Annotated in this window: 22 protein-coding genes; 16 read left to right on the forward strand and 6 right to left on the reverse strand. The window is 69.1% G+C overall.

From position 1 onward, the window contains the following. The first annotated feature begins 35 nt into the window (after positions 1-35). The 3 genes from T333_RS06425 (at position 36) to T333_RS06435 (ending at position 2,977) form a co-directional block, all read left to right on the forward strand. Positions 36-725, forward strand: coding sequence for a hypothetical protein (locus T333_RS06425; protein ID WP_496423896.1), 690 nt, complete (start codon positions 36-38; stop codon positions 723-725). Positions 726-801: 76 nt separating this feature from the next. Then, a complete protein-coding gene (locus tag T333_RS06430) occupies positions 802-1,443 on the forward strand; it encodes a TetR/AcrR family transcriptional regulator (protein WP_496423897.1) in 642 nt (213 codons plus the stop codon). Positions 1,444-1,528: 85 nt separating this feature from the next. Further along, positions 1,529-2,977, forward strand: coding sequence for a lipase family protein (locus tag T333_RS06435; RefSeq protein ID WP_496423898.1), 1,449 nt, complete (start codon positions 1,529-1,531; stop codon positions 2,975-2,977). 109 nt (positions 2,978-3,086) lie between these two features. Here the strand turns inward: T333_RS06435 and T333_RS06440 are convergent, their stop codons facing one another. Next, a complete protein-coding gene (locus tag T333_RS06440) occupies positions 3,087-4,235 on the reverse strand; it encodes a citrate synthase 2 (RefSeq protein ID WP_355000246.1) in 1,149 nt (382 codons plus the stop codon). Positions 4,236-4,426: 191 nt separating this feature from the next. On the opposite strand from T333_RS06440, the gene pdxH reads away from it, so the two are divergent. The 8 genes from pdxH to T333_RS06480 all read left to right on the forward strand — a co-directional run bounded on the left by pdxH (position 4,427) and on the right by T333_RS06480 (position 11,882). After that, complete coding sequence (gene pdxH / locus T333_RS06445; protein WP_496423899.1) at positions 4,427-5,182, forward strand: pyridoxamine 5'-phosphate oxidase; 756 nt, start codon at positions 4,427-4,429, stop codon at positions 5,180-5,182. Positions 5,183-5,249: 67 nt separating this feature from the next. Further along, complete coding sequence (locus T333_RS06450; protein WP_355000245.1) at positions 5,250-6,533, forward strand: MFS transporter; 1,284 nt, start codon at positions 5,250-5,252, stop codon at positions 6,531-6,533. 157 nt (positions 6,534-6,690) lie between these two features. Beyond that, a complete protein-coding gene (locus T333_RS06455) occupies positions 6,691-7,992 on the forward strand; it encodes a citrate synthase (protein WP_355000244.1) in 1,302 nt (433 codons plus the stop codon). A gap of 33 nt (positions 7,993-8,025) precedes the next feature. Further along, on the forward strand, positions 8,026-8,388 hold the full coding sequence (locus T333_RS06460; RefSeq protein ID WP_355000243.1) for an FKBP-type peptidyl-prolyl cis-trans isomerase: 363 nt from the start codon (positions 8,026-8,028) through the stop codon (positions 8,386-8,388). A gap of 252 nt (positions 8,389-8,640) precedes the next feature. Further along, a complete protein-coding gene (locus tag T333_RS06465; protein ID WP_496423900.1) occupies positions 8,641-9,219 on the forward strand; it encodes a DUF3558 domain-containing protein in 579 nt (192 codons plus the stop codon). Positions 9,220-9,250: 31 nt separating this feature from the next. Beyond that, entirely contained in the window at positions 9,251-9,748 is a 498-nt protein-coding gene (locus tag T333_RS06470) for a hypothetical protein (RefSeq protein WP_496423901.1), read from the forward strand. Next, entirely contained in the window at positions 9,745-10,914 is a 1,170-nt protein-coding gene (locus T333_RS06475) for a WXG100 family type VII secretion target (protein WP_496423902.1), read from the forward strand. Before T333_RS06470 ends, T333_RS06475 begins: the two co-directional genes overlap by 4 nt. Positions 10,915-11,087: 173 nt before the next feature. Next, entirely contained in the window at positions 11,088-11,882 is a 795-nt protein-coding gene (locus T333_RS06480; protein ID WP_496423903.1) for an ESX secretion-associated protein EspG, read from the forward strand. Positions 11,883-11,918: 36 nt separating this feature from the next. On the opposite strand, the gene T333_RS06485 is transcribed toward T333_RS06480, so the two are convergent. The 5 genes from T333_RS06485 to T333_RS06505 all read right to left on the reverse strand — a co-directional run bounded on the left by T333_RS06485 (position 11,919) and on the right by T333_RS06505 (position 18,165). Further along, entirely contained in the window at positions 11,919-13,091 is a 1,173-nt protein-coding gene (locus T333_RS06485; protein WP_357246120.1) for a YhgE/Pip domain-containing protein, read from the reverse strand. A 173-nt stretch (positions 13,092-13,264) separates the two neighbouring features. Next, positions 13,265-14,650 (reverse strand): sensor histidine kinase, encoded by a 1,386-nt coding sequence (locus tag T333_RS06490; protein WP_357246118.1) that lies wholly within the window; start codon positions 14,648-14,650, stop codon positions 13,265-13,267. Between the two features lie 13 nt (positions 14,651-14,663). Next, positions 14,664-15,374: a response regulator transcription factor gene (locus T333_RS06495; protein ID WP_355000236.1), complete on the reverse strand. Its 711-nt coding sequence runs from the start codon at positions 15,372-15,374 to the stop codon at positions 14,664-14,666. 38 nt (positions 15,375-15,412) lie between these two features. Further along, positions 15,413-15,799: a hemophore-related protein gene (locus T333_RS06500; protein WP_357246114.1), complete on the reverse strand. Its 387-nt coding sequence runs from the start codon at positions 15,797-15,799 to the stop codon at positions 15,413-15,415. A 290-nt stretch (positions 15,800-16,089) separates the two neighbouring features. Beyond that, the gene (locus T333_RS06505) at positions 16,090-18,165 is read right to left on the reverse strand and encodes an AMP-binding protein (RefSeq protein ID WP_496424156.1); all 2,076 of its coding nucleotides are present in this window, start codon (positions 18,163-18,165) and stop codon (positions 16,090-16,092) included. A gap of 344 nt (positions 18,166-18,509) precedes the next feature. Here T333_RS06505 and T333_RS06510 point away from each other — a divergent pair, with 344 nt between their 5' ends. The 5 genes from T333_RS06510 (at position 18,510) to T333_RS06530 (ending at position 25,282) form a co-directional block, all read left to right on the forward strand. Beyond that, positions 18,510-22,208 (forward strand): sensor histidine kinase, encoded by a 3,699-nt coding sequence (locus T333_RS06510; protein ID WP_496423904.1) that lies wholly within the window; start codon positions 18,510-18,512, stop codon positions 22,206-22,208. Further along, positions 22,205-22,618 (forward strand): roadblock/LC7 domain-containing protein, encoded by a 414-nt coding sequence (locus T333_RS06515; protein WP_011207200.1) that lies wholly within the window; start codon positions 22,205-22,207, stop codon positions 22,616-22,618. Before T333_RS06510 ends, T333_RS06515 begins: the two co-directional genes overlap by 4 nt. A gap of 7 nt (positions 22,619-22,625) precedes the next feature. Continuing rightward, entirely contained in the window at positions 22,626-23,000 is a 375-nt protein-coding gene (locus T333_RS06520) for a DUF742 domain-containing protein (protein WP_067785475.1), read from the forward strand. Then, positions 22,981-23,583, forward strand: coding sequence for a GTP-binding protein (locus T333_RS06525; protein ID WP_174414979.1), 603 nt, complete (start codon positions 22,981-22,983; stop codon positions 23,581-23,583). The genes T333_RS06520 and T333_RS06525 overlap by 20 nt, the downstream gene beginning before the upstream one ends. Positions 23,584-23,677: 94 nt before the next feature. Continuing rightward, on the forward strand, positions 23,678-25,282 hold the full coding sequence (locus T333_RS06530; protein WP_496423905.1) for a carboxyl transferase domain-containing protein: 1,605 nt from the start codon (positions 23,678-23,680) through the stop codon (positions 25,280-25,282). Positions 25,283-25,386: the final 104 nt, after the last annotated feature.

The following is a 25,386-nucleotide window of genomic DNA, read 5'->3' on the forward strand; positions in this document are numbered from 1 at the left end:
TGGCGTACGACACAGTGCGGCTACCCTTTTCGGCCATGGGCATGGCGTCGGCTAACTCGGGGTGGCGGTTGCGGGCACGGCGATCACGGAATTTCGGCCTGCGGGCGGGCGCGCTGTCGGGCGCGGCGCGGCGCGAACTGCTGATCCACGGCACGGCGGGATCGGCGACCATCCTCGGGCGCAAGATCTCGTCGCCGTCGTTCGCCAGGACGTTCGGTGGCCCAGGACCGCAGCCGCGGCGGGAGCCCGGCCACGTCTTCTGGGTTCGGGTGCAGATCGACGGTGCGGTCCCGTACGAGACCCGGGTTCGGCAGCGCACGCGCGAGGAAGACCTGGAGTGGATGCAACCCGGCGACGTCGTCGCCTGCCGCGTCGATCCGGGAGACCGGGACCGGCTGGTGCTCTACATCCCCGACGCGGACGAGGCGACGAGGGTGAGCATCGCCAAGATTCTCGCCGACGGCCGCAGGGCCGACGCCACCGTGCTCGCCGCCGCTCCGGTGGCGGCCGATTACGCGGGCCACGACGATCCGGTGCTTCGCCTCGATCTCGAGCTGCGGGCCTGGGACGAACCGCGGCCGTGGCGGGTCCGCCTGATCCAGCCGCTGCCGCTGGCCGCGATCGGCCTCGTCGATCTCGGTCAGCATCTCGAGGTGGCGTTCTTCGCCGTCGATCACGGCGAGTCCGTGGCGGTGGACTGGGCCGCCTCGCTCGGCGAGGAGTAGCCCGCCGCTGCGGGGGATTCCGGCGTGCGCTGGCTGAGACGCCTCGGTTGTAATGGCCCGCACTAGGGTCGCCGGTGTGAGTGCGGCGCGGTCCAGACACAGTTATTCCGGGCAGTCGGTCGCGGAGCGGCAGGTGGAGCGCAGGGCGCTGTTCGTCGAGGCGGCGCTCACCGTCTTCGCGGAGAAGACGTACGCGCAGAGCTCGATCACCGATCTGTGCGCCGCCGCGGGTCTGTCGCGGCGGCAGTTCTACGAGCAGTACTCCGGGCGGGAGGAACTGCTCGTCGAGGTCTACGACCGGATCCACGCGCAGGCGCGCGCGGCCGTCGCCGAGGCGCTCGCCGCGGCCGGGACCACCGACACGCGCACGCTGCTCGACGCGGGCATTCGGGCCTATGTCGGAGCGGTCGTCGGCGACATCCGCAAGGCGAAAGTGGCCTTCGTAGAGATCGTCGGCGTCAGCGAGGCGGTCGAGCTGCATCGCGCGCGGGTCAGGGACGAATGGGGCGCGGTGGTCGAGGTGGCCGCGGCGGCGCTGCCGGATGTGCGCACCCCGCCGGGCGGCTGGCGCGTCGCGATGGCCGCGTTCATCGGCGCGGTCAACGGCGTGGTGCACCAGTGGAGCCTGGACGAGCCGCGTCCGCCGGTGGACGTCCTCGTCGACGTGCTGACCACCCTGCTCAGAGCACTCGCGTTGCCAGAGGGCCCGGCCAACTGATTGCGATCGACACCACGTTCGTGCCATAGTGTGGCCCACGTTGAGACGCGGGAGTCTCAATCGTGAACCCGAAGGATGTGGGTCGATGAGGACCGTCACCGGATCGCGCTGGACGCGCCGGTTCCACACTGTGTTGATGAACGCCGGGGCGGTGTCGATGCGCGCCGGGGCGGTGTTGACGATGGCCGCGGCGGTCGCGGGGGTTGGGGCGCAGGCAGGCGCCGAGCCCGGCGCGCCCGAGGCTCCGCCCATCGAGGCCGCGCGGGTGCTGCCGCTGCCGCCCGAGCTGGATCCGGGCTTCTATCGCCAACCACCGGAGGTGCTCGCCGCCACCGCACCGGGCGAGGTGATCGCGGTACGCCAGGTCAACGTCGCAAACTTCGGTTTGATCCCGCTCAACGTCGACGCCTGGCAGGTGTCCTACCGCTCCAACGACAGTCGCGACCAACCGATTTCGGCGGTCGCCACGCTCATCAAGCCGCGCGGCGTCGCGCCGGAACCGCGCAAGCTGCTTTCGGTGCAGATCGCCGAGGACTCGACGGCGGGCTACTGCACCCCGTCGTACGCGTTGCAGCACCTATCGATCGCGCCGCTGGTCGGCCAGATCGTCGCGCCCGGCGAGTTCGTCTTCGCGCAGGCCGCGTTGCAGCAGGGCTGGGCGGTCGTCATCCCCGATCACCAGGGCCCGAACTCGGCGTACGCCGCAGGGCCGCTCGGCGGCCGGATCACCCTGGACGGCATCCGCGCCGCGACGGCCTTCGAGCCGCTCGGCGTCGGACCGGACGCGCCGGTGGGGATGTACGGCTACTCCGGCGGGTCGATGCCGACCGGACACGCCGCCGAGCTGCACAAAACCTACGCGCCCGAATTGAACATCGTCGCCGCGGCGCAGGGCGGCGTCGGCGCCGATCTCGGCGCGACGCTGAACATGGCGAACAACCAGGCGACGTCCGGACTGGTCTTCGCGGCGGTGATGGGCCTCGCGCGGGAGTACCCCGACTTCGCGGCGTTCCTGGACCGCAACATCGACCCCCTGGGTCGTGCGCTGATGGCCTTGAAGGCGCCGCTGTGCGTGCAATACCAGTCGGCGCTGTTCCCGTTCCTGAACATGAGGGGCCTGCTGCGGACGCAGGGGGACCCGTTGCACGACCCCGTGGTCCAAGCCATGCTCGAGGACACCAAGCTCGGCAAGACCGTGCCGGACATGCCGATGTTCCTCTGGCATTCAGCGTGGGACGAGATCCTGCCGCTCGGCTCGACCGACCAGTTGGTGAACACCTACTGCCAGAACCCGGACGCGCGGGTTCAGTACACCCGCGACCACGCCAGCGAACACATCCTCGCCGAGGTCACCGGCGGACCGGCGGCGCTGCTGTGGCTGCGGGACCGGCTGAACGGCGTGCCCGCGGCGTCCGGTTGCGCCACCACCGACATGCCGACCATGCTCGCGACTCCGGGGGAGCTGCCCTTCCTGGCCTCGGTCTTCGGTGAGACCGTCGCGTCGTTCTTCGGCAAGCCGATCGGCGCGCGCTAGACCGCGTCACAACAGCCGTTCTCCAGCGTCGCCGGATACGACACGAGCCGGAAGCCTTGACGGGCAAGTCAACCCGTCGAGGCGTCCGGCTCGCGAACGTGTTCGATGCTCAGAGGTGGGCGATGGCGGACCAGCCCGCGACCTCTTCCGGCTTGCGCGCGGCGGGGCCGGTGTAGATGGCAGCCGGACGCACCAGCTTGCCGAGCTGCTTCTGCTCCAGGATGTGCGCGCACCAACCCGCGGTCCGGCCACAGGTGAACATGGCGGGCATCATGTGCGCGGGGACCTCGGCGAAGTCGAGGATGACCGCGGCCCAGAACTCCACGTTGGTCTCGATGGCGCGGTCGGGACGACGCTCACGCAGCTCGGCGAGCGCGGCCTGCTCCAGCGCCGCCGCCACCTCGTAGCGCGGGGCGCCCAGACGCTTGGCGGTGGCGCGCAGCACGCGGGCGCGCGGGTCCTCGGCCCGGTACACCCGGTGGCCGAAGCCCATCAGCTTCTCCTTGCGGTCCAGGATGCCCTTGACCAGCGCGCGGGCGTCGCCCGTCTTCTCGACCTCTTCGATCATCGGCAGCACGCGGGCCGGTGCGCCGCCGTGCAGCGGGCCGGACATCGCGCCGATCGCGCCGGAGAGCGAGGCCGCCACGTCCGCGCCGGTCGACGCGATGACGCGGGCGGTGAAGGTGGAGGCGTTCATGCCGTGCTCGGCGGCGGAGACCCAGTAGGCGTCGATGGCCTCGGTGTGCCGCGGGTCCGGGTCGCCCTTCCAGCGGGTCATGAAGCGCTCGGTGACCGTGGTGCACTCGTCGATCTTCTTCTGCGGCACCGCGGGCTGGTAGATGCCGCGCGCCGACTGCGCGACGTAGGACAGCGCCATCACCGAGGCGCGGGCCAGGTTCTCGCGGGCTTCCTGGTCGTCGATGTCGAGCAGCGGCTGGTAGCCCCAGATCGGCGCGAGCATGGCCAGACCGGCCTGCACGTCGACGCGCACGTCGCCGGTGTGCACCGGCAGCGGGAACGGCTCGGCCGGCGGCAGACCGTGGCCGAACTCCCCGTCGACCAGCAGCGCCCACACGTCACCGAAGGTCACCCGGCCGCCGACCAGGTCCTCGATGTCGACGCCGCGGTAGCGCAGCGCGCCGCCGTCCTTGTCCGGTTCGGCGATATCGGTGGTGAAGGCCACCACGCCCTCGAGGCCGCTGACGAAATCGCTCGGTACGGTGGCCTGGCCACCGGGAACAGCGGGGCTGGTAGTCATGTTGTGACTCTCCTTGCACTTCGGGTCGCACGAGTTCTCGCCGCTTGCGACTGCTTGCAGGCCGCTCGAAGCAACGCCGCTAGCGACTGCTTGCAGGTCGCTGGAAACAACAGCCGAGGGTGTCGCTCCGCCGAGCACATGCCGATCACCAAAACCTTAGCTCCCTGCTACCGCGGAGTAACGTCTGGCCCATGCGTGACCTGGACAATTCAGCGTCGAATCCCGCCCTGTTCCCGCCGGACGCGAACGGGGACGCGATGGAGCTCCCGGTGAGCTCCGATCTGTCCGCGATGCGAGTGGAATACGGCGGCGCGCCGTTCGGCTCCGGCGAGGACATCGACCTGGACGAAACCTGGCTGGCAGGGGGCTGGGAGCCGCTGCTCCGGCACTGGATCGAGCAGGCCACCGCGGTCGGCATCGCCGAACCCAACGCGATGGTTCTCGCCACGGTGTCGCTCGTCGACGGCACGCCGCGACCGGTCGCCAGAACGGTGCTGTGTAAAGGACTCTCGCCGGAGGGTGTGACTTTTTACACGAATTACGACTCCGCCAAGGGCGCGCAACTGGCCGCGGTCCCGTTCGCCGCGGCGACGTTCCTATGGCCCGCGCTCGGCAGACAGGTGCACGTGCGCGGACCGGTCGAGAAGTCCTCCGTCGAGCAGACCGAGGTGTACTGGCGCTCGCGTCCGCGCGACTCGCAGCTCGGCGCCTGGGCCTCGCAGCAGTCCCGCCCGATCGGCTCGCGGGCCGAGCTGGACCGCGCGCTGGCCGAGACCACCGCGCGCTTCGCCGACGTCGACGTGATCCCGGTGCCCCCGCACTGGGGCGGCTATCTGCTGCGTCCCGACGAGGTGGAGTTCTGGCAGGGCCGAAGGGGTCGGCTGCACAACCGGATCCGGGTGCGGGTCGCCGAGGGACGCATGCGCGTCGACCGGCTGCAACCGTGACAACAGATGAATCATGTGATGAATCTCGCGTCGTCTCGCCGACCGGGAACTCGCTAACCTCCGGCCGGTGAAGCTGCTCGCCGACACCACCCCGCTGCGCAACCCCGACTACCGCAGGCTGTGGACGACCAACATCGTCACCGTCATCGGGGCCCAGCTCTCGGTGGTCGCGGTGCCGCAGCAGATCTTCCAGATCACCGGCAGCTCCGGATATGTCGGCCTCGCCGGACTTTTCGGCCTGGTGCCGCTGATCGTGTTCGGGCTGTGGGGCGGCGCGCTCGCCGACGTCATGGACCGGCGCAAGCTGATGGTGATCACCACCGCGGGCACCGGCGTCACCGCCGTGCTGTTCTGGGCGCAGGCCGCGGCAGGGCTCGACAACGTCTGGGTGGTGCTGATCCTGTTCGCGCTGCAACAGGCGTTCTTCGCGGTGAACCAGCCAACTCGCAGCGCGGCCATCTCCCGCATCCTGCCGCCCGAGCAACTCGCCGCCGCGAGCTCGCTGAGCATGACCGTGCAGCAGGTCGGCGCCATCGCCGGACCGGTGCTCGCGGGTGCGCTCATCCCGCTGATCGGGCTGTCCACTTTGTATCTCGTCGACGCCATCGCACTGCTCGTCACGCTGTGGGCGGTCTGGCGGCTGCCCGCGTTCCCGCCGACCGGCGACGCGCGCCGGGCCGGATTCCGCACGGTCCTGGACGGTTTCACCTACCTGGCCACCCAGCGCATTCTGCTCGCCTCGTTCCTCGTCGACGTCATCGCGATGGTGTTCGGCATGCCGCGCGCGCTGTTCCCGCAGATCGCGCACGAGACCTTCGGCGACCCGGCCACCGGCGGCGTCGCGCTCGGCCTGCTGTTCGCGGCCATGTCGGCGGGCGCGGTGCTCGGCGGCGTGTTCTCCGGCTGGATTCCGCGCCTCCGCCGCCAAGGGCTCGCCGTCGTCGTCTGCATCGCGCTGTGGGGCGTCGCGATGGTCGGCTTCGGGCTCGCGGTCGGCTTGGCCGGTCACCTGTTCGGTCTCGGCGTCTGGCTGTGGATCGCGGTGGCGTTCCTCGCCTTCGGCGGCGCGGTCGACATGGTCTCCGCCGCGCTGCGCACCACGATGTTGCTGACCGTCGCCACCGACGAGATGCGCGGCAGGCTGCAAGGCGTGTTCATCGTGGTGGTCGCGGGCGGCCCGCGGATCGGTGATGTTGCCCACGGTTTTGCCGCGGCGAGCCTGGGTACCGCGGTGGCCGCGGCGGGCGGCGGAGTTCTCGTGGTGATCGGGGTCCTGCTGGCCGCCTTGGCCTTCCCGGCTTTCGTTCGCTACCGGGTCGCCCGCGCGCACACCGAATCGCTGCCCGCCTGACCGACGAAACCTCACGTGACGACACGGCGTTTGTGAGGTCGTCAGGTGGGCACCCTCGTGGTCGGGCCGCGTGGACAGCGACTAGCGTCTAGGTAATCGCACCGCCGTGCCGACCGCACTCCGATGCCGACGGTCCTAGCCTGAGAGGGATCCTTCCGTGCCCGAGAACGACATCAACGACGCCAAACCGGTGCTGAGCTACCCGGGTGGCGAATACGCCATGACGATCACCGAAGCCTCCGAAGGCAACGACGGTGTCGACCTCGGCAAATTGCTGGCCAGCACCGGGTACGTCACATACGACCCCGGCTTCATGAACACCGCCCCGACCAAGTCGGCGATCACCTATATCGATGGCGAAGCGGGCATCCTGCGCTACCGCGGCTACCCGATCGACCAGCTGGCCGGTTCCTCGACCTTCATCGAGGTCAGCTACCTGCTCATCTACGGCGAGCTGCCGACCCAGGCCCAGCTCGACGAGTTCACCGACCGGATCCGCCGCCACACGCTGCTGCACGAGGATCTGAAGCGGTTCTTCGACGGCTTCCCGCGCAACGCGCACCCGATGCCGGTGCTCTCCTCCGCAGTCAACGCGCTGTCGGCCTACTACCAAGACTCGCTGGACCCGCGCGACCCCGAGCAGGTCGAGCTGTCCACCATCCGGCTGCTCGCCAAGCTGCCGACCATCGCGGCCTACTCGTACAAGAAGTCGGTCGGCCAGCCGTTCCTCTACCCGGACAACTCGCTGAGCCTGGTGGAGAACTTCCTGCGGATGACCTTCGGCTTCCCGGCCGAGCCCTACGAGGTCGACCCCGAAGTGGCCGCCGCGCTGGACATGCTGCTGATCCTGCACGCCGACCACGAGCAGAACTGTTCCACCTCGACGGTGCGTCTGGTCGGCTCCTCGGACGCCAACCTGTTCACTTCGGTGTCCGGCGGCATCAACGCGCTGTGGGGCCCGCTGCACGGCGGCGCCAACCAGGCCGTCCTGGAAATGCTCGACGACATCAAGGCTCAGGGCGGCAACGTCAAGGAGTTCATCCGCAAGGTCAAGGCCAAGGAAGACGGCGTGAAGCTCATGGGCTTCGGGCACCGCGTCTACCGCAACTACGACCCGCGCGCCTCCATCGCCAAGAAGCACGCCGACGCGATCCTGCGCAAGCTCGGCGGCGACGACGAACTCTTCGACATCGCGCAGGCGCTCGAAGAGGCCGCGCTGACCGACGACTACTTCATCTCGCGTCAGCTCTACCCGAACGTCGACTTCTACACCGGCGTCATCTACAAGGCCATGGGCTTCCCGACCCGCATGTTCACCGTGCTGTTCGCGATGGGCCGGCTGCCCGGCTGGATCGCGCACTGGCGCGAAATGCACAGCGAGCCGCTGAAGATCGGTCGTCCGCGCCAGATCTACACCGGTTACGGCGCGCGCGACTACCGCGAGATCACCAACCGCTGACAATCCAACCCACCTATCGAAGGGGATAGCCGAATGACCAAGCCGGTTGTCGAATTCCAAGCGGGCCCCGCGCCCACCGAGCTCGTGATCAAGGACCTCACCGTGGGCGAGGGCAAGGAAGCCGTGCCCGGTGGCACCGTCGAGGTGCACTACGTCGGAGTCGAATTCGACAGCGGCGAGGAATTCGACTCGTCGTGGAAGCGTGGCGAATCCATCAGCTTCCCGCTGCGCGGCCTGATCCAGGGCTGGCAGGACGGCATCCCCGGCATGAAGGTCGGCGGCCGCCGCCAGCTCACCATCCCGCCGGAGCTCGCCTACGGCCCGGCCGGCGCGGGTCACCATCTTTCCGGCAAGACCCTGGTCTTCGTGATCGACCTGATCGACGTCTTGTCGTAAGCGACGAAATCGTGGCCCGTACTCCCCCGGAGTGCGGGCCACAGTCGTATCCGGCTCGAGTCGGTGGAACCAGAACGCGTTTCGATGCGTCGAAGAGGGTGTGGGCATTGTTCGGCGCCGTCGCTTCTCGGACGAGGGCGGCCGCCGCCTGCGCTCCGAGCCGCCGTCATCGGACCGGCTCGCGGTGTGGGCGTTGGTTATAGTCGCCGGAAGACCTACGCGCGGAGGGGAAGCAGGGTGAGCATGCGAGCGATGGACAAGGCCGTGCTGATGGTGGGGGTGCTCGCCTCGGGGGTCGGGCTGGCGGGGTGTGGGGGGTCGACCGAGGGGGAGGCACGGCCGAGTTCCGCGGCTACCAGCGCGACGACGGCGTCGGAGTTGGCGGTGGATGTGCCGCAGAGTTACAACCCGTGTACGGATGTGCCGGAGAGTGTTTTGAAGTCGGAGCGGTTGGTCAAAGGCGTCGCGGACAACAAGGCGAACGCGGATGGGCCTAACGGCACAAAGTGGCGAGGCTGCCGTTGGGTCGCCGGTGGCAGCGGCTACTCAGTCGCGATTCAGGCATCAAATCTCACCATTCCGTACGTTCGCGAGCACTACACGAATGGGGTGCAGGAGCTCACCGTCGCCGGTCGGCCAGCAATCGCTACACGACGCAACGAGACCCGTCCCAGCGAAGTTTGCAACGTCAACGTGGAGATCAAGGGCGGGTCCTTGGAATTCCAGTTGGACAACCCGCGGTCGAATCGCGACACCGGACACATCGATACATGTCAGTTGGGCTTGGCCCTAGCGGAGAAAGTAGTACCAACGCTACCTGCGGGTGCCTGACACGCGGGCAGAACCAAAGGGAGGGAACAGGATGGCGGAGGATACCGCGCCGCGGCCGATCGCAAATCTGATAACGGAAGCCAGAGAAGGACGACTCCAGCTCCGAATCGAGCCTGAGGATTTCGTCTATATCGACCGTGACTGTGAGCGATTCAAACGGTTGATTCGCACCATGCAGGGTGAGGCGGAAGCGATCTCGCAGATCGAAAAACAACAGTGGGGTATCGGCGCAGACAACGCGATTCTTACCTCAGCGCAAACCCTGGTCGACCGGTTCCGCACCAAGGGAAAAGGTTCCGACAACAGCATCCACGCGATCCTCGAGGACCACTTCCGGATCGTCGAGGACATCCAAACTCTCCACCGGGAGATCCGCCAGCGCTATGTGGACACCGACGCCACCTTCGCGGCGCGCGTGAACAACCTCTTGGCCCAGCTCCCCGAGCAGCCGACCCCCATCGATCCCGCGCAGAGTCAGCCCGGTGTCGGTCAGCCCGAAGTACTTTCGCCACAGGGGACTCCGTCGTGAACGAGAACGAACCGGCCCGCATCACCGGTGGTGGCGAACTACCGAAGAAGTACAAGCACGTCGAAATCAGCGGCGCGTTCAACCCGCTCCAGCCGACCCTGGCGCACGGCATCGCGGACCGCTACAAAACCCTTGCCACGCAGTGGGAAGCGGGCGTCGAAGTCTTCTACTCGAGCATCAAGAAATCGATCGATGGCGCTTGGGATGGCAACGCCGCCGACAAGGCCCTGGACGCGATCAAGCGCTACACCAAGTCCGCGCAAGATCTGACCACTCCGCTCACCAACCTCGGCACCCGAGTCGGCGAAGCCGCCCAAGCCATCGCCGACACCAACAGCCGCCTCCCCGAACCTGTCGAGGAAAAGGCTTGGTGGCACAAGGATTCCTGGCCCTGGGTCGGCACCAATCGCGACGGTGTGATCGAGGACCGCCAAGAGGAAGCCCAGGCGGTGATGAAGGACTACTACGTCACGCCTTTCGTCGGTCTCGACGGCAAGATCCCGGTCCTTCCGCAGCCGATCGATCCGACCAACCCGCTCGATATCTCGGCGCCCACCAAGAACGGCGACGGCAACGGCGATGGGAACGGCAACGGCAACGGCAATGGGAACGGGACGAACACGGGCGTGAACCCAGGGGACGACCCGGCGACCACCGAGGACACCACGGACGACCCGGGCGCCGAGGACGAGCCGACCGACGAGTCGACCACCGACGACACCTCCACCGACCCGAGTTCCACGGACACCACGCCGAGTTCGACGACCCCGGCCGGTACCGACCCGACCAAGCCCGGCGCCAATCAGCCCACCGTGCCCGCGGGCACCAACCCCGCCGGAACACCGGGCGGCCCGGGCCCCGGCATCCCCGGCCCCGGACCCGGTACCGGGACGCCATCTCCTGGTCGCGGTATCCCCGGCGCCCCGGGCGCTCCCGGAACGAATCCGGCCGGAGCAGCGGCGGCGGCCACCACCCCCGGCCGCGGTATGGCCGGTATGCCCGGTATGGGTGGACTCGGCGCGCGCCCCGGCGGCAAGTCCGAGGACGACGGCGATCACAAGATCCCGGAGTACTTGATCACCATGGAGAACACCGAGGAGTTGCTCGGCGAGATGCCGAAGACGTTGCCGGGCGGCGTGATCGGGGAGCATCCGCCCGAGGAGTGACCCGCGTGGGCAACCGTCGCCGGGCGCGCACAGCCCCTGCGTGTGCGGCCAACCTTCGCGGCGCACGGCCCTCCGCGCCCGAACCTCGCGCACGATCGGCCCGCCACCTCGTCCCCGACCCCATGGTCGACCGCCACGCTTCCGATCACTCGCACGAACGAACGGACCCGACAATGCCCGAATGGAACTGGGACCCAGAGGATTTCGCGGCGCTCTGGTACAGCGACGCCAACGACCGGTTCCCGCGCCCGCTCAAGTACCTCAGCCGTTTCGCCGTGCAGGACGATTTCGACCAGCACCGCCTTCGGGTGCGCGCGAGCTACTCCGGCGACGAGCTCGAGGAGATCGAACTCGCCATGCACACGCTGTCCACCTCGGATATGCGCATCGAGATCCTGGGTGGCTCGCGCAAGCACAAGAACAGCACGGGTGACGTCAAGCAGTACCGAATCATCGGCGCCCGCAACCATTCTCACGCGGTGGTCGCGTTCCAGACCGTCCGCGCCGAGGAGAACGGTCCGATCCGGCTGCGCACCTGCGGTCCGGAATCGCTGGCCGTCCAAATCGTGAAATCACTTCCGCCCTGCCCGCCGGGCAAGCGGCCGCCCGCCACCTTCCACCCCGACGACTTGCGTCCGAACCGGGATACCTACCTGCGGGACAACGCCCGCAACACCCCGCGCGAGCAGTACCAGCGGCTGCTCGGACGGCCCGCCGACGGCGGCGGTTCGGCCGGGCTGCGCGTCGGCCCGCTGCACACCCGCCCGGAAGCGGAGGACACGGTGCAGTGGTACGACATCGCCGAGGACGGCCGCTACACGGAGATCCGCGCCCAGCACGTCAGCGTGCGACCGACCACGCCCGCCGACCTCGCGACCACGTTCGCGACCTGGCTCGACCGCGCCGCGCAACGACTGCGGGACGCCGAGGACGAGCAACTCGGCGCACCACGCCGGAACGGCTGGTAGGCATCCGGAGCGGCTGACAAGCAAAGCGCGCCAGCCTCATTCGCGGACGATTTCCACCGGGTCGGTCAGAGCCAGCGCGATCGCGGACTGCTGGGTGGTGCTGCGGACGGGGAGCGCGTCCATGGCCTTGTTGGTCTGGGTGTTCAGGTTGGTCACGATCTGCTGGAGCTGGGTGACACCGCCGGTGAGCTGGCCGATCGCGTCGACCAGCTGCGCGCCGCCCTGCTCGGCGAGCTGGGGGAGGCCTTCGGCGAGCTTGGCGCCTTCGTTGAGCTGGGCGCTCGCGGATTGCAGACGACCGACAACGGTGCGCAGCAGGGCGCCGAGATCGGTGTTGGGGTCGACGGCGCCGCCGACCAGCAGGTCGAGGCCGTCCAGCTGGGACCCCGCCTGACCCGAAACGGCCCGCAGCGCTTCGAGTTTGCCGATGATGTCGGCCAGCGCCGGATCGTTGGCGAAGGGCAGCGCACGCAGCAGCGGCAGGATCTGGTCCAGGCCGGAGCTGACGGTGCCTGCCGTCTGCTGCACCTGCGCGATCGTGATGCCGGTCGAATCCAGCGCGTCGGCAAGCTGATTCGCCTGCACGGCCGCGCCGTCGACGGTGTCGTTGAGCATGGCGATGGCCGAAGTCAGCTGGGCGGAGCCCTCTTTCGCGAAATCCAGGAAGCCGAGCAGCTGGTCGGCGCCCGCGCTGAACTGGTCCGCGCCCGAGGCCGCGGCGTTCACGCCCGCGCCGAGCAGCTGGGCGGTGAACTGGACCCCGGTGAGCTGGCTGCGGGCTTGGGCGACGGCAGCGAGCGCCGCGTCCACCCCGGTCGCGCCGATGCGGTGCGTCACCGCCTGGATCGCCCCGTTCACCAGGTCGCCGTCGGCGTCGTCGTTGGCGGCGACGGTGACGATGGCGCGCTGCGGCACCGGACCGGCCAGCGTGCCCATGGACTCGGTGAGGTCGGCGGGCAGCGTGATGACGGCCGCGTAGTCGTCGGTGTTCGCCTCGCCCGGTTTCACCATCGTCCACTCGTAGCCCGCGCCGTCTTGCTCGAGCGCCTGCACGATCCGCGCGCCCGTCGGTCCGGTGTCGGCGTTGACCAGGGCGATCCCCGACGGCGCTGATTCCGAGCCCGCGCAGGCGGTGACACCACCCCCGATCGCTCCCGCGGTGACGATGCCAATGGCGAGCAAGCCCCAGCGGGCGCGATGTCCGATCACGATCACCGACCCTAAGGACCGCCGCTAACGGCCCCATTGGCGTTTCTCTGAGAGTTCGGTAAGGGCACGAGGACTTCCGTTGCGCGGGGCGCGTCCCTCGCGATGCGTGTCGCTCCAGGCACGAATACGCGCGGCCCGCGGCTCCGGCGGTATGCCGGGATCCGGCAGCGAATTCAGCGGGCGCGGGACCCGGTCGAGGGAGACTGATCCATACGGTGCCGCTCCGGCAAATCCAGGACCAACCGGGCGCCGCCCAGCGGGCTGTCTTGGAAATACGCCCGCCCGCCGTGCAATTGGGCCTGCTGAGCGACCAACGCGAGCCCTAGTCCGGAGCCGCCTTTGCTCGCTTGGCTACCCCGGTAGAACCGCTCGAAGACCGCGGCCCGCTCCTCGACCGGGATGCCGTGCCCGTTGTCGTCGACGGCGATCACGATGTGCCCGTGCGGCGTCCGGTGCGCCGAGACCAGCGCCTCGGTGGCACGGCCGTGCTTCACCGAGTTGGCCAGCGCGTTGTCCACCGCGAGGCGCAGACCCGCGGGCAGGCCGCGGGTCACCAATTCCGCGTCGGTCTCGATGCGCACGGTGAGGCCGGGGAAGTGGCGCATGGCGTCGTGCGCGGCTTGGTCGCACAGGTCGCCGACGTCGGTGTCCACGTGGTCGCGTTCGTTGGTGAGATCGCCGGTGGCGAGCCGCTCCAGCGCGGCGAGCGTGGTCTCCACCCGGCCTTGGCTGCGTTGCAGGTCGGCGAGGATCTCGGCGCGCTGCGCCTCGTCCAGGTCGAGGGTGCGCAACACCTCGAGGTCGGTGCGCATGGCCGTGAGCGGGGTGCGCAGTTCGTGCGCGGACACGGCGGCGAAATCGCGCGCGGTCTCCAGCGCGGCCGCGGTCTCCTCCTGCGCCTGGTCGACCCGCTGCAGCATGCGGTTCACCGCGTCGGCGAGTTTCTCGGCCTCGCGCATGCCTTTTCCGTCGACCGGGGGTTGCGGATTGTCGGGGTCGGGGAAGGCGCTGCGCGTGCCGACCTGATGGGTGAGGTCGACGATGGGGCGCACCGCGCGGCCCGCGAGCAACCAGCCGAGCGCGCCCGCCGCGGCCACCGCGAGCAGCGCGCCGCCCATCACCCAGCGCTGCTGCTCGGCGGTGGCACGGGCCGCTTCGTCGGCCGGAATACCAAGGGAGACAGTGCGATCCGGCGGCTGGTTCTCCGTCGTGGTGAGCACCCGGTACGGGACGCCGCCCACCGTGACGGTGCGCGATCCGGTGGCCAGGTCCGGCAGCTGGACCGGGCTGCTCGCCACCACGGACCCGCTGTCGCGCACCGTGATCGCCATGTCGTCGTTGAGCCCGGTCAACCCGAGCACACCCACCGCGATCACCGGGTCGAGCAGGACGAGGCGGGACGCCACCGAGAGTTGCTGATCGCTCTGTTGCAGGTTGGTGCGCTCGATCGCCTGCACGGTGATGGCGCTCAGCGCGGTCACGATGATGACGGCGCCGGCCGCTGCCGCACCCGCCACCCGGGTGCGCAGCGAAAAGGTCCTGCGCCCTTGTGTTTTCATGGCAGCTTCGGATTCATTTCGGCGCTCGCAGCACGAATCCGACGCCGCGGATGGTGTGCAGCAGCCGCGGAGTGTCGCCGATCTCCAGCTTGCGGCGCAGGTAGCCGACGAAGACGTCGACTACGTTGGTGTCGGCGGCGAAGTCGTAGCCCCACACCAGCTCCAGCAGACGTTCCCGGCTCAGCACCACGCCCGCGTTGCGGGCCAGCGTGGAAAGCAGCTCGAATTCCCGCTTGGTGAGCTCGATCTCGGTGCCGTGCAGCAGCGCGCGATAACCGGCGACGTCGACCTCGAGCGGTCCGACGGTGATCGCACCGGGTGTTGCCGGGGCGGGCGCGTCGGTGCGGCGGCGCAGCAGCGCGCGGATGCGGGCCACCAGTTCGGCGAGCACGAACGGCTTCACCAGGTAGTCGTCGGCGCCGGATTCCAGGCCGGAGATCCGGTCGTCCACCGAGGCGCGGGCGCTGAGCACGCAGATCGGCACTTCGTTGCCCATGGCGCGCAGCGCGGTCACCACACCGGCGCCGTCCAGCACCGGCATGTTCATGTCCAGCACGATGGCGTCGGGAGCGTGCTCGCCGACGCTGCGCAGCGCCGCGGCGCCGTCCCGGGCGACCAGCACCCGGAAGCCGGACAGCCGCAGCCCGCGTTCGACAGAGGCGAGCACGTCCTCGTCGTCGTCGACAACGAGGACGGTCGGCGTCGAGGGGGTCACGTCGTTCATTCTGCCGTTCGCGGGTGCGGTCGTCGGTCAGGAGTCGATCAGTAGTTGTGGCAGGTCGCCGCGACGGCCTCGATCGTCTGGCGCAGTCCGGCGGCGCGCGGATCGTTCTCCGCCTCGCGCGCGGCCTCCGGGTTCTCGGCGAGCAGGCGCTGGAACTCGGCGCGGCGCTGCTCGACCGGCTGGTCGAAACGGCGCTGCAATTCCGCCTTCTGGGTCGGGTTCGCGTCGAGCATCGCGGCCAGCTGCGGCGCCTGGTCGTGCAGGGCGGCGTCGACCTGGGCGAAGGTGCAGTCCGAGTTCAGCAGCGGACCGGCGAGTTCCGTCGGGTCTGCGGACGCGACGGCCGGGGAGAGCAGCACGGCCACCGTGGCCATGCTGCCCGCGGCCAGTGCGGCGAGACCGGTGCGGCGACGGAAAGAGTGCATCGGGAATGCCTCCAGTTCTTCGAGGGATAGAAGCGCATCCGACGCTATTGCGAAGCGCTGGCACGGGTGTGAACGATCCCTGAGAAAGCTCTGAGGGGTGTTGCGCCGGGACGACACGATGCGATGGGCGGGACGGCACAGCGCGATGTGTCGGGAGGGCCACGATGCGATGCGTCGCGGACGGGCACGACGGGATGCGTCTGGACGGCACAGCACGAAGGGGCCGGACAGCGCATAGCGATTCGTCTGGACGCACGACGCCATGGGGCCGGACAGCGCAGCGCGATTCGTCAGGACGGCGCGACGGGATCGGAGTCCGGCACGGTCGCGTCGCCGTTGTCCGCCGCCGCGTTCGCCTCCTCGTCGGCTCGCGTGGTGATGATCTGATCCTCCAGCGCCGCGAGCACGGCGGGGTCCTCGATGGTGGAGGGCATGTCGTAGGTGTCGCCCGCCGTGATCTGCCGGATGGTCTTGCGCAGGATCTTGCCCGACCGGGTCTTCGGCAGCCCCGCCACGATCACCGCGTCGTGCAGCGTGGCGATCGCGCCGATCTGCTCGCGCACCCGCTCGACCAGTTCCTCGCGCAACCGGGTCGGGTCGACCTCGACGCCTTCCTTGAGCACCACGTAGGCGATCGGGCGCTGACCCTTGAGCTCGTCGGGCAGGCCGATCACCGCGCACTCGGCCACCGCCTCGTGCCCGGAGATGGCGGCTTCGATGCTGCCCGCGGACAGCCGGTGCCCGGCCATGTTGATCACGTCGTCGCTGCGGCCGAGGACGTAGAGGTAGCCGTCCTCGTCGAAGTAGCCGGAGTCGCCGGTCAGGTAGTGACCGGGGAAGGCCGACATGTAGGACCGGATGAACCGCGGCTCGTCCTGCCACAGCCCGGTCAGCGTGCCGGGCGGCATCGGAAGCCCGATCACGATGTTGCCTTCGGTGCCGACGGGGACCGGATTGCCCTCGGCGTCCAGCACTCGCAGGCGGTAGCCGGGCACCGGAACCGAGGCCGAGCCGGGTTTGATCGGCAGTTCCTGCAAGCCGAGCAGGTTGGCGCAGATCGGCCAGCCGGTCTCGGTCTGCCACCAGTGGTCGACGACTGGGCAGTCGGGCCGGTCGGCGAGCAGCGTCTCGGTGGCCCACTCGTAGGTGGCCGGGTCGAGCCGCTCGCCCGCGCAGAACAGCGCGCGCAGCGAGGACAGGTCGTAGTTGCGTGCCAGCTTCGCCGTGGCGTCGGCCTTGCGGATGGCGCGCAGCGCAGTCGGCGCGGTGAACAGCGCACGCACGCCGTATTCGGCGATGACACGCCAGTAGGCGCCCGCGTCGGGAGTGCCGATCGGCTTGCCCTCGTAGAGCAGGGTCGTCGCGCCGACGAGCAGCGGCGCGTAGACGATGTAGGAGTGGCCGACCACCCAGCCGACGTCGGATGCGGCCCACATCACCTGGCCGGGGCCGACGTCGTAGATGTTGCGCATCGACCAGGCCAGCGCGACCGCGTGCCCGCCGTTGTCGCGCACCACGCCCTTCGGCTTCCCGGTGGTGCCCGAGGTGTACAGGATGTAGAGCGGATCGGTGGCCGCGACCGGCACCGGGTCGGCGGGTTCCGCGTCGCGCACCGCGTCTTCCCAGTCCAGCCATTGCGCCGCGACGGTCGCCGCCGAACTCGGCAGCGTCTCGGTGGCGTCCTGCGGCGCGGCGAAGGTGATCGGGGTGAACTGATCGGGGCGCTGCTTGACGATCACGTGCCGCGGCGCGGTGGTCTCGGCGATGTCGAGCGCCTGCAGGACGATCGGCGGGTATTCGATCTTGCGGCCGGGCTCGATGCCGCCGGAGGCGGTGATGACGAGCACAGGTTGGGCGTCATCGATGCGCGCGGCGAGCTCCGGCGCGGCGAAGCCGCCGAACACCACCGAGTGCACCGCGCCGATCCGCGCGCAGGCGAGCATCGCGATCACGGCTTCCGGGATCATCGGCAGGTAGATGACCACGCGATCGCCCTTGCGGACGCCGAGTCTGGTCATCGCGCCCGCGAAGGTCGCCACCTCGGCGAGCAGTTCGGCGTAGCTGAAAACGACCTTGGCACCGGTCATAGCGGAGTCGTATATTAGGGCGGGCTGATCGGCCAGACCTCCCTCGTCCGCGGTGCCACCGCGCACATGGCGGTCGAGTGCATTGAAGGAGGTATTGAGGCTCGCATCGGGAAACCACCTGGCCACAGGGCGAGCGGTGGTGTCGACGATCTGGCCGGGGGGCACCTCCCAGTCGATCGCTTCGGCCGCTTCGGCCCAGAACACGGCGGGATCGACAAGGCTGGTCTGATAGACCGGTCGGTAGTCGTGCTTCGCGTGTCCCCGGCCACCGCCCCCCACCGAATCACCCTGTGATGCTGTGCTCAAACCCGTGACTCCCTAGCTTGCCTCGATGCCCGCCTCGATAGATCTGCATGATTGTGGCAGACTTCACGCGACGCCCGGGTGGGTGCCGCGACCTCTGGTTTTGCCTGGAACGGGCAGGTCAAGGCCCGTAGCTATACTCGATGTCACCCAAGCTGTTATTGATCCGTTAGAATCTGATGTCACTTATTTGGGCCGTCGTAGACGCAATTTCTCGGCCAGCCGCAGTTCTCGGCCAGCTCCACCCGTCGAGCCAGCATGCGATTGTGGAGGTTCGCTGATGGCGCGTGGATGGGGCCAGTTTGGAAAGTGAGTGGGAGATGCGTGACGCCGCTAGGTCCGGCAAGAAGCGCTGGGCGCTCGGCAATTGGGACCTGCGCTGGAAGGTTACGGCGGTTTTGGCCGTGCCGCTGGCGGTCGCGGTGGGGCTCGGCGTGTCGAGGATTACCTCGGAGTTCACCGAGGCGAACCGCTTGGAAGGGGTCGCCTCGAACATCGAGGCGATCCCGGCCGTCACCGGCTTGAGTGCGAACTCGGCCACGGTGGCGGGTTCGCAGATGGTCTCGCTGTTGCCAGGCCAGAGCGTGGTGACCGACCAGAACCTCAGCGACCTCGACAAGGCGATCAGTGCTGCGCAGAGCGCGGTGAGCAAGCTGTCGGGTCAGCCGAAGGCCGAGTCCGCGCTGCAGAACATGATCACCGAGGCCAAGGCGATCCTGTCCAGAGGCAAGGCCGCCGCCGACCCGGCGGAGGCGCTGGGCGGGATCGACCGGATCCGTAACGACAGCGTGAGCATCGTGGAGAGCACGGTCTCGCAGGTCTCGGACCCGGCGCTGGACGCGGCGAAGCTGCGTCTGGTCGACTCGCTCAACACCCGAGCCACCCTGGTCAGCGAGCTGGCCGCGTTCAACGACGTGCTGCACAGCACCGAGTCGGGCATCCAGTCCTTCCTGATCGCGGCGAACTCCGAGCGCCAGCTGCTCAACGTGCTCGCGCACCGCTTCCCCGACGGCGACGCCTCGATCGCGGATCTGCGCGCGGGCATCGACAACCGCGTCTCGCTGCTGAACAGCCCGGAGGCGCAGGCGGGCAAGATCCCGATCGGTGAACTGAAGAACTCGCTGACCGGCAGCGTCGACGTCTACGAGCTCGTGGTCGCCAAGGCGACCAAGGACATCGACAGCGCGATGGACTCGCTGGCCGCCACGGCCAACCGGGACGCGTGGAGCTACACCGCGATCGTCATCGCGACCATCCTCGCGGCGCTGTTGCTCGCGGTGTTCGTCGCGCGCTCGATGATCGTGCCGCTGCACCGCCTTCGCCTCGCCGCGCTGCGCGTCGCCGAGAGCGATCTGCCGCACGAGGTCGCCCAGCTGCGTAACGGCGCGAAGCCGGAGGACGTGCCGCTGGAGCCGATGCCGGTGCGAAGCACCGAGGAAATCGGCCAGCTGGCCCGCGCTGTCGACGACATCCACGGCCAGGCGCTGCGCCTCGCGAGCGACCAGGCGCAGATGCGTCGCCAGGTGAACGATATGTTCGAGACCCTGGCCAGACGCTCCAAGTCGCTGGTCGACCATCAGCTCAGCCTCATCGAGGCGATGGAGTACGACGAGAAGGACCCCCGCCTGTTGGAGAACCTCTTCCGGCTGGACCACCTCGCCGCCCGTATGCGCCGTAACGGCGACAACCTGCTGATTCTGGCGGGCACCAAGCAGCGCCGCGGCAAGTCCGCGCCCGTCGAGATCGCCGACGTCCTGCGCGCCGCGATCTCCGAGGTCGAGGACTACGAGCGAGTCAAGCTCGGCGCCACGCCGCGCGGCTCGCTCAAGGAACCGGCCGCCTCCGACCTCGCGCACCTGTTCGCCGAGCTCTTGGACAACGCGCTGCGGGCCTCGCCGCCCGAGACCGACGTGAAGTTCACCTTCGCGCAGGCGCACGACCAGGGCATGCTCATCGAGGTCGCCGACCGCGGCATCGGTATGCCCCCGTCGGAGATGGCCGAGATCAACAAGAAGCTCGAGCAGACCGCCGAGCCGGGTCCCGACACCGCGCGGCACATGGGTCTGTTCGTGGTCGGCCGCCTGGCCGAGCGCCACGGCCTGACCGTGCGACTGCGCCCGACCTTCGACACCGCGCGCGATCCCGGCGTGACCGTGACCGTGCACGTGCCGGTGGGACTGATCGTCGCAGGGCAGACGATCACGGCGCAGCCGGTGACGCCGACGCCCTCGCCCGCCGCGCCGCAGCGCCAGTCGTCGCAGTCGTCGATGCAGATGCGTTCGATCACCCGTACGCCAGGCGGCAACATGATGGTCACCGTCGATCCCGGCGTGAGCGGACCGATCCCGGCCGCGACGCCCGCCGACCCGAGCGGCGACGCGGGACTTCCGCAGCGGCAGCCGGGCAACTCGATGGCGACCGGATTGCGCCAGGACTCGGCCCAGTCGAGTCCGACCCTGCGCCCACAGCCCGGCCAGGCGCCGAGCGGCCCGCAGCGCGGCAAGCTCGCCGCGGCGAGCCTGCCCAAGCGCAGCCTAGGCCCGGGCGGCCCGCAGCGGCCGCCCACGCCGCCGACCGGCACGAACGCGAACACCGGCAGCGGGTCGCTGCCGCAGCGCGAGACGCCGAACTCCGGCGATCTCCCGCAGCGTCAGGCCGGCGCCAACGGTGCGCCGAAGCCGAGCACGACGGGTCTGCCGCAGCGCCAGCCGGGCACGAACGGTGCGCCCGCACGGGATGCTTCGTCGAGCCTGGCGCCGCGTGATTCCGGTGCCGTCAAACCGCCGCAGCGGGATGCCGCGCCCGGTGGCTTGCCGCAGCGTGAGTCCGCCTCGGGCGGTCTGCCGCCGCGCGATCAGGCCGCGGGTGGTCTGCCGCAGCGCCAGCCCGGCGCCAACGGGATGCCGCCGCGTCAGTCCCCGGGTCTGCCGCAGCGCGAGAGCGCCGCGAACGGTCTGTCCCAGCGCGACGCGGCACCGAACGGCTTGCCGCAGCGGGAGCCCGGTACGAACGGTGCGCCGTCGCGCGATTCGGCAACGGGTCGGCCGCAACGCGATCCGTTCGCCGGTCTGTCGCAGCGTGAGTCCGCCTCCGGTGGTCTGCCGCAGCGTGATTCGGCAGCGGGTGGTCTCCCACAGCGTGAGTCCGCGTCGGGTGGTCTGCCGCAGCGTGAGTCGGCCGCCGGTGGCTTGCCGCAGCGTGATTTCGCTTCCGGTGGTCTGCCGCAGCGCGATCCCGCCGCGAACCGTCTGTCGCAGCGTCCGCAGACCGGCAACGGACTGCCCCTGCGCGAACCGGGCGCCAGTGGCGCTCCGCGCCGGGAACAGGCGCCTGGTGGTCTGTCGCAGCGGCCCGCCGCGTCGACCGGCCTGCCGCAGCGCGAGGCGCCGAGCGGTCTGCCGCAGCGTCCGTCGGCCGCGCCGTCGCCCGGCGGTCTGCCGCAGCGCGATCCCGGCGCGACGGTGATGCCGCAGCGCGAGGTGCCGCCGGGAGTCGGCCTGCCGCAACGGGAACGCACCGTGCAGCCCGCCGCGACCAGCTCGGACCAGAAAGAAGCCGAGTCGAGCACGCCGCAGGGCGGTCGCGATCCCGGCAAGCACAGCTACAAATCCAACCCGTCCAAGACGGCGTCGTTCTTCCAGACTCGCCTGCAGCCCGCGGTCGAGACCGGGTCGCCGATGGACAGCCCGATCTTCGCCGAGATGATGTCGGCGTGGCTGGCCGATCCGAACCCGGATCGGTCCCAGATCGCGGCCTCCTTCGAGTCGCCGGGCGACGAGGGTTGGCAGGCCGCACGACGGGCCAGTGAGGCGCAAGCCGAAACAAAAACGGCTGCGGGCTTGCCTCAACGCAATCCGGGCGGGAGGCTGGTCCCCGGCGCCGTCAGCGGCTCCGCGGATCGAGCGCCTAGCCGAGATCCGGAATCGATCAGGTCCAGCTTGAGCCGTCACCAGCAGGGCGTCCGGGATGGCCGTGCGATGAGAGAAATGAACCTAACCGGAGACAAAGGAGACCGATGAACCCCGATCTAGGTGGTACGAATCGTCAGCTGGATTGGCTGGTTTCGAACTTCGCCAACGAGGTTCCTGGCGTAGCTCATGCCGTACTGGTCTCGGCTGACGGCCTACTCATGGCCGCGAGTGCCCAGCTGCCCGTCGACCGCGCTGAACAGCTCTCGGCGGTCACCGCCGGCCTCGCCAGCCTTTCCGTCGGCGTCTCGAACCTGTTCGAGGGCGGTACGGTGCTGCAGTCGGTCGTCGAGATGGAACACGGATACCTACTGCTGATGGCGGTGGGCGACGGCTCCTATCTCGCGGTACTGACCAACACGTCCTGCGACATCGGACAGGTCGGATACGAGATGGCTCTGTTGGTCGAGCGTGTTGGCCAGACTGTGCAGGCCACGCCACGCGTCACGATGGGTTCCTGATGGTGGGATGGACATAGAAGATCACCGCGTGGGGAGCGCCGAGCCGAGCCTCGTTCGCCCATACTCGTTGACCGCGGGCCGTACCAGGCCCACGGTCGAGTTGGCGTTGGAGGCGCTCGTCGCATCGCATCCGGTCGCCCTGGAGCGGCAGTTCGAACTGACCAACATCGAAACGTCAATCGTGGAGTTGTGCAGAGAATCGCCGTCCGTTGCCGAAGTAGCGGCTCGACTGGGAATTCCGATAGGTGTGGCACGAGTACTCGTTGCCGACCTGATCGAGGCCGGTCATGTACGCGTTTCCGCGACTTTGAAAGACGATTCCAGCGACGATGAACGTCGCGAGCTGATCGAAAGGGTTCTCAGTGGACTCCGGCGTATTTGATTCGACGGCACAGGTCGATACCCGCACCAGCAAGCCCACGTCGGCGAAGATCGTGGTCGCTGGTGGCTTCGGTGTCGGCAAGACCACGTTGGTCGGTGCTGTCTCGGAGATCGTTCCGCTGCGTACCGAGGCATTGGTGACCAATGCCAGTACCGGAATCGATAACCTGACCGGCATTCCGATGAAGTCCACCACCACGGTGGCCATGGACTTCGGCCGGATCAGCCTCGCGGACGATCTGGTGCTCTATCTGTTCGGTACGCCGGGCCAGTACCGGTTCTGGTTCATGTGGGACGACCTGATCCGCGGCGCCATCGGCGCCGTGGTCCTCGTCGACACCCGCAGGCTGGAGGACAGCTTCGCGGCCGTCGACTACTTCGAAGCGCGCAACCTACCGTTCCTGGTGGCGCTCAACGAGTTCGACGACGCACCGCGATACCCGATCGAGGACATCCGTCAGGCACTCGCGGTGCCCGCGGATGTGCCGATCCTGTCCATCGACGCGCGTCGGCGCGAGCCCGCCAAGCAGGCGCTGGTGTCGCTCACCGAATACGCCCTGCGCAAGGTGATGCAGGGCTACTGATCGCGGGGGCGGCCGCGGCTCACCGCGGCTGTCTCTCACCGACCGTTCCGCAGCGGGCGGCTACGCCGTCCGATCGTGCCGATATGCTCGCGCGATGCGGATTTCGGCGCGTGAGTGGCTCGGGCAACTGCTCGACGCGGAGTCCTTCGTCAGCTGGGATCGGCCACCGCTCGAGGTGGCCGCGTCCCCGCGTTACCGCGAGGATCTGCGCAAGGCGACCGCCGCGGCGGGCACCGACGAGTCGGTGCTCACCGGGGAAGGACTGTTGCGCGGCCGCCGGGTGGCCGTGATCGCCTGCGAGTTCGGCTTTCTCGCGGGCTCGATCGGCGTCGCGGCGGCCGAACGCATCGTCGACGCCGTCGAACGGGCGACCGAGCTGGGGCTTCCCCTCGTCGCGTCACCGACCTCCGGCGGCACTCGCATGCAGGAGGGCACCGTCGCCTTCGTGCAGATGGTGAAGATCGCGGGCGCGGTCGCCGCGCACAAGTCCGCCGGACACCCCTATCTCGTGTACCTGCGCGACCCCACCATGGGCGGTGTGTTCGCGTCGTGGGGTTCGCTCGGCCACATGACCTTCGCCCAGCCGGGCGCGCTGATCGGGTTCCTCGGTCCGCGCGTCTACAAGGCGCTGTACGGCAAGGACTTCCCGGAGGGCGTGCAGATCGCGGAGAACCTGTACCACCGCGGCGTCATCGACGGCGTGGTGCCGGTGCACGTCTTCCGCAGGATCGCCCATCGCGCGCTGAGCGTGCTCAGCGGAGAAGTGCGGGCGGACGACGCGATCGCGAACAATCCTCGGTACGCGGAACCGACCGTGACGATCGGGCGGCCCGACGCATTGCTGTCCTCCTCGGGGGAGAGCGCCGTCTCACGCGCGAGCTCGAGCGGACGGCCCGAATCGGCAGCGGACGGAGCCGGTTCGACCGCCGACGCCGCCTGGCAGTCGGTGCGGGCATCCCGCCGCCCCGCCCGCCCCGGCCTTCGCGATCTGCTGCGCCATGTCACGCAACGGGTTCCGCTCAGCGGCACCGGACAGGGTGAGACCGATCGCAGCGTGGTGCACGCGCTCGCCAGGTTCCGCGGACAGCCGTGCGTGGTCTTCGGGCACGATCGCGCCGGACGCCTCGGCGAGACGATGGGACCGGCCGCGCTGCGCGAGGCGCGGCGCAGCATGGCGTTGGCCGAAGAGTTGCGGATACCGCTGGTGTTGGTGATCGACACCGTCGGTGCTGCGCTGTCCAAGGAGGCCGAGGAGCGCGGACTCGCCCCGGAAATCGCCCGCTGCATAGCCGATCTGGTGACCTTGGACACTCCGACCGTCTCGGTGCTGCTCGGCCAGGGCACCGGCGGCGGCGCGCTCGCGCTGCTACCCGCCGACCGCGTTCTGGCCGCCACGCATGCCTGGCTGGCCCCGCTGCCCCCGGAAGGCGCCAGCGCGATCGTCTTCCGCGACACCGAACACGCGCCGGAACTCGCCGCCGCCCAACGCATCAGCGCCCCCGCGCTGCTCGCCGACGGCATCGTCGACCGCATCGTTGCGGAACATCCCGACGCCGCCGACGAACCTGTCGACTTCGCCCGCCGCATGGTCGCCGCCATCGGCGAAGAGCTGAGCCTCCTGCGCGGCCTGCCCCTGCACGATCTCGAACGCGCACGGCACCAGCGCTACCGCAGACTCGGCCTTCCGGCGGGCCGCTGAACCACCCCCGGACCGAGGCCCAGACGACCCATTCGACCCGAACCGTCGAGCGAAATGGCTGGTGCACGCGTTTTGAACCGGGTGTCAACACGCGCATAAGCGTC

It is taken from the genome of Nocardia sp. CNS-044 (genome assembly GCF_059570515.1).